The organism is Pacificibacter marinus (assembly GCF_018860665.1).
Taxonomy (GTDB): Bacteria; Pseudomonadota; Alphaproteobacteria; order Rhodobacterales; family Rhodobacteraceae; genus Celeribacter; species Celeribacter marinus_A.
Genome location: NZ_JAHKPK010000008.1, coordinates 7,366 through 11,388 on the forward strand (window position 1 = coordinate 7,366; position 4,023 = coordinate 11,388).

At 51.7% G+C, this 4,023-nt stretch carries 6 protein-coding genes; 1 reads left to right on the forward strand and 5 read right to left on the reverse strand.

The genetic code is table 11. The annotated features are described in order from the left end of the window. Positions 1-463 precede the first annotated feature (463 nt). Positions 464-682 carry a transposase gene (locus tag KO497_RS19345; RefSeq protein ID WP_215942288.1) on the forward strand — a complete coding sequence of 73 codons (219 nt, stop codon included), beginning with the start codon at positions 464-466 and terminating at the stop codon, positions 680-682. Between the two features lie 88 nt (positions 683-770). On the opposite strand, the gene KO497_RS01965 is transcribed toward KO497_RS19345, so the two are convergent. From KO497_RS01965 to KO497_RS19350, 5 genes are read right to left on the reverse strand one after another with little or no spacing between them, the layout of a single operon-like run. Next, positions 771-983 (reverse strand): hypothetical protein, encoded by a 213-nt coding sequence (locus KO497_RS01965; RefSeq protein ID WP_215942289.1) that lies wholly within the window; start codon positions 981-983, stop codon positions 771-773. A gap of 36 nt (positions 984-1,019) precedes the next feature. Next, entirely contained in the window at positions 1,020-1,916 is an 897-nt protein-coding gene (locus KO497_RS01970) for a metallophosphoesterase (protein WP_215942290.1), read from the reverse strand. 4 nt (positions 1,917-1,920) lie between these two features. After that, the gene (locus KO497_RS01975; protein WP_215942291.1) at positions 1,921-2,751 is read right to left on the reverse strand and encodes an ABC transporter permease; all 831 of its coding nucleotides are present in this window, start codon (positions 2,749-2,751) and stop codon (positions 1,921-1,923) included. Then, positions 2,748-3,704, reverse strand: coding sequence for an ABC transporter permease (locus KO497_RS01980; RefSeq protein ID WP_215942292.1), 957 nt, complete (start codon positions 3,702-3,704; stop codon positions 2,748-2,750). Before KO497_RS01980 ends, KO497_RS01975 begins: the two co-directional genes overlap by 4 nt. Then, on the reverse strand, positions 3,701-3,940 hold the full coding sequence (locus KO497_RS19350) for a hypothetical protein (RefSeq protein ID WP_354668074.1): 240 nt from the start codon (positions 3,938-3,940) through the stop codon (positions 3,701-3,703). The genes KO497_RS01980 and KO497_RS19350 overlap by 4 nt, the downstream gene beginning before the upstream one ends. Positions 3,941-4,023: the final 83 nt, after the last annotated feature.

Sequence of the window (4,023 nt, forward strand, 5' to 3'; positions counted from 1 at the left end):
TTATTCAAATCCTCAAATCTGTCCAACGAGTGCTGACGTCAGACACCCGAGCGGTTTCCCATATCTATGCCATATAGGGACATCGCGTTTTGTGGGCTTAGATAGTTGGTATCGTAATGAAAGGATGCGGTCGCAGCTTCCAACGTGATCTGCTCGGAGCAGACAGGTGACGTTTGTTCCGGTAGCCACGCCATGACATCAATATTTCCTGTGAAATGTGACAAAGCGGTTCGATCCTGCAGGTCTGTAGCTGTTGGGGTATCCCGCTTGCATTCTAGCCCGCCGATGTTCGACGACGATAATCGCGCATGAAGTGATTGCGCAACGCTCATTTTTTTAGGAAGGAAACGGCACTGGAGTTTTCCGCGCGAATGCCGTTAAAGCAGTATCACTGGCCGGAAGTGGAAGAACGCCAGCGCTGGTTTTAGGGAGCCAAGGCAGATCGCAGAATTGAGGATGCAGAGTGGACCCCGCCGACATCAATAAGTTTGATGGGTTGTTTTGGCGGGCGCTTGCTCTGAGCTTGCCTGACGAAGGGGTTGCCTATTGCTTCCCAGACGAACCTTCGAGGTTGGAGCGGCTTATTGACGTGCGTTGGCCACAAGGACCTACCTGTAACAAGTGCGGGAGTGAAGGCGTCAGTCGGATCAAGTCTCGTCAGCTTTTCCAGTGCGAACAATGACACCATCAGTTTTTCCGACATCGGGCACGGCGCTACATCGATCGCGGCTGCCACTTGGAATTTGGTTTGGGGCGGCAGAAGCAATCATTCAGTATCGGACCAGATCCTTCATTGGGGAAGACATGCCTGCGCATGCTTTGGCGCAAAAGCGGGACAGGTCCAGATCAAGAATAAATTTAAGACGTCCAGCGAACCAAGCTCGTGTGACGATAAAGATAGGTCCCGCTATCTGGTCTGCATCAATGATACGTGACGACAACACCTGTAGGACTTCAACAACTCCGCCGGTGGGGGCTGACATTTGTTACCCCCTCCCGATCAATCAACTATATTTTTGTCAATTTTCACTTGCAACAAATGGGTAGTCTCTGTCGACTTCTTCGAACAATTGATTTGCCTTGTTAGGGAAAAGGCTAGGATCCATCATTGTCGCGTTGTTTAAATAATCATGGAAATGGACAGCGCAATTGACTGTGTCCGACACAATCACCGCAAATTGTGCCGGTGACGAATAGCACGCTTGCTGTTCAGTGCGCCCGCGGAAATAGGGTTCAACACTATGTTGGTTCCCCTTAATTGTCGCGCAAGGGTAACCCCCCCAGCTTCCGGCCGTTGTGATATGGCAGTGACCGGCTAGAATTTGGATGATCTGCGCGCCACTTTCCTTAAGAACCTTCATCAGGCGATCAGGCTCGCTCAAACGATAGGTGTCCACGGGCATTTGGAAGGCACATGGATTGTGGTGAAGCAAAAGAATGACTTTTAACCCGAGAGCTTTCGCCTCGGCCAATCGTTCGCCAACCCACTTCAGCCTTTTTTCGCACAGCACGCTGTAGCGGATGTGCATATCGGGCTCGGATGTATCGAGCATCAAAATGCGATGGCCTTTAATATCTTCAAAACCCTGCACAAAGCCATTCTCATCCGTCATTGGCGATTCGGCAGATGCCAAATAGACATTACGGTCGTCATGGTTGCCCATCATCACGCGCTGTGGCACCGGCAAGCCTACGCGAAGCTGATCGAATTGCTCATATGCTTCGGGCTCTGCGCTGTCCGCTATGTCTCCGGCAAAGACACATAGGTCCGCATCAGAATACAACCGATTTGCATCGCCAATCGCCTCGGCAAACCGGCCGGCGGTGTCCAGACCTTTCCGGATCTCACCCTTTGGGAATAAGTGGATATCGCTCATCATGATCAGTTTCAGCACACGGTCTTCATAGTTGCTCATATTTTCATTCCTTATCAACGAGGTCACGGGCCCAATCGCCCAAAAGTGAAATCGAAATTGTAGCGATTAAGATGACGAGCCCCGGCAGCAAAGCCACCCAAGGCGCATTATAAAGCTGATCTCGCCCTTGCCCGATCAAAACACCAAGCGAGGTATCGGGCGGCTGAATGCCAATCCCCAAAAAGCTCAGCGTCGATTCGACCATGATCGTTCTGGGGAAGTTGATCGACATGTTCACCAAAAGCACAGCGGCTGCGTTTGGCAAAATTGAACGGATGATGATCCGTGCAGGACTAGCGCCAAAAATGATCTGGGCTTGGACATATGGCTGGTTTTTCGCGGATAGCGCGATGGCGCGGGCCAAACGAGCATATTGCTCCCATCCATAAATCACCATGATCAGAACAAAGACCATAAAATTGACCTCGGGAAACGCCGCTAATAAGGCCAACGCCAGAATTAGGTTCGGGATCGTAGCCTGAAAGTCGATGAGAACACCAATCAGATCATCGACCCAGCCGCCGATCCATGCGCCTGCAAAACCTAATGTAACGCCCAGAACGGCGCCGCCGATTGTCCCGAGTGCTGCGATCGTCATCGACACTTGAATCCCGCGCAGCAGCAAACTCAGCATATCGCGACCAAGGCTATCTGTGCCCAGCGGGTTGCCCCAATCTCCACCAAGAAAGGCGGGCGATTGAAACCGATTGCGCAAATCGACTTGCGTGATGTCATGTGGTGTTAAAATCTGGGCGAAAATCGCACAGATAAGCAGCACGGCAACAGCACCAAATGAAAGTTGTATGAGTAACGGAAGATGACGAAAGATATTCATACGACATCCAATCCGGCGCTTCGTGCGCGCCCTTTTAAACGGGCATCCGCGATACGCGGATCGACATAGCCGTAAGCAATATCCGCAAGAAGATTGGCAAGGATAACAGTTGTGCCCGTCAGAAGAATAATAACCTGCACTACCGCATAATCACGGTTGGTGATCCCGGTGATCAACAGCCGCCCCACACCAGGCCAACTGAAAACGCTTTCAACCACGATTGCAAAAATGATGATATTGCCGAACTCAAGGGCCGTGACGGTGATGAGCGGCAAAAGCACGTTAGGCAGCGCATGCATGCGCAGGATGACGCGCCGTGTCAAACCGCTGGCTTGCGCCGTCTCGATCATCGGGTGTGACAAAACCTCGATCATGGCCGAGCGGGTAAACCGAGCATATATCGCTGCAGTCGAAATGGCGAGCGTTGAAGAAGGCATGATGTAGGACTGCCAGCCGACGATTCCGGACGGTGGCAGCCACGTCAACCAGACTGAAAAAACGAACATCAACAGCAATCCCAGAAGGAACGACGGAATGGCCAACGCAACAACGGCCAACACAATCGTAACTCGGTCGGACAATTTCCCACGATTCATGGCTGCAATAACCCCAAGCGGCACACCGAGAAATACGGAGACCGCTATCGTCGGCGACATAAGCGAAAGCGTTGCAGGCAGGCGGGACACCACAAGATCCCATGCGGGTTCGCCCGTGCGAAATGAGATGCCAAAATCCAAGTGACCGACGCCATTTAGATAAATTAGGAATTGCTTCCATAGCGGATAATTAAGGCCCCACTTTGCGCGAAAGGCTTCCAATGTTGCCAAATCGATGTCTTCGCCAAACTTTGCGACGGCAGGATCGCCGCTGACGGCTAAGGTGAAAAAAGTGAAGGCGATGAGCAACAACATTGTCATCAAAGCCCGACTGATACGCGTGAGAAGCCAGGTCATGCGTAAATCACCTGTCGCACAGCGGGCATTCCCGATGGCGCGGGCAAACGTGGAACGGCTGAAAGTAGATTTTGCGTATAAGGATGTGAGGGGTTCGCAAACAGCGGTTCCGTTTGGTCCTGCTCAACCAGCTGTCCTTGTCGCATCACTGCAACACGATCGCAAATTTGATGGATCACCGACAGATCATGGCTGATGAACAAGATCGCTACGCCAAATTTCTCCCTCAAGTCCATGAGCAAGTTCAGGACACGGGCCTGAATGGTCGCGTCCAAAGCGGAAACAGATTCATCGCAAATTGTCCGTCGTCATATAAAAT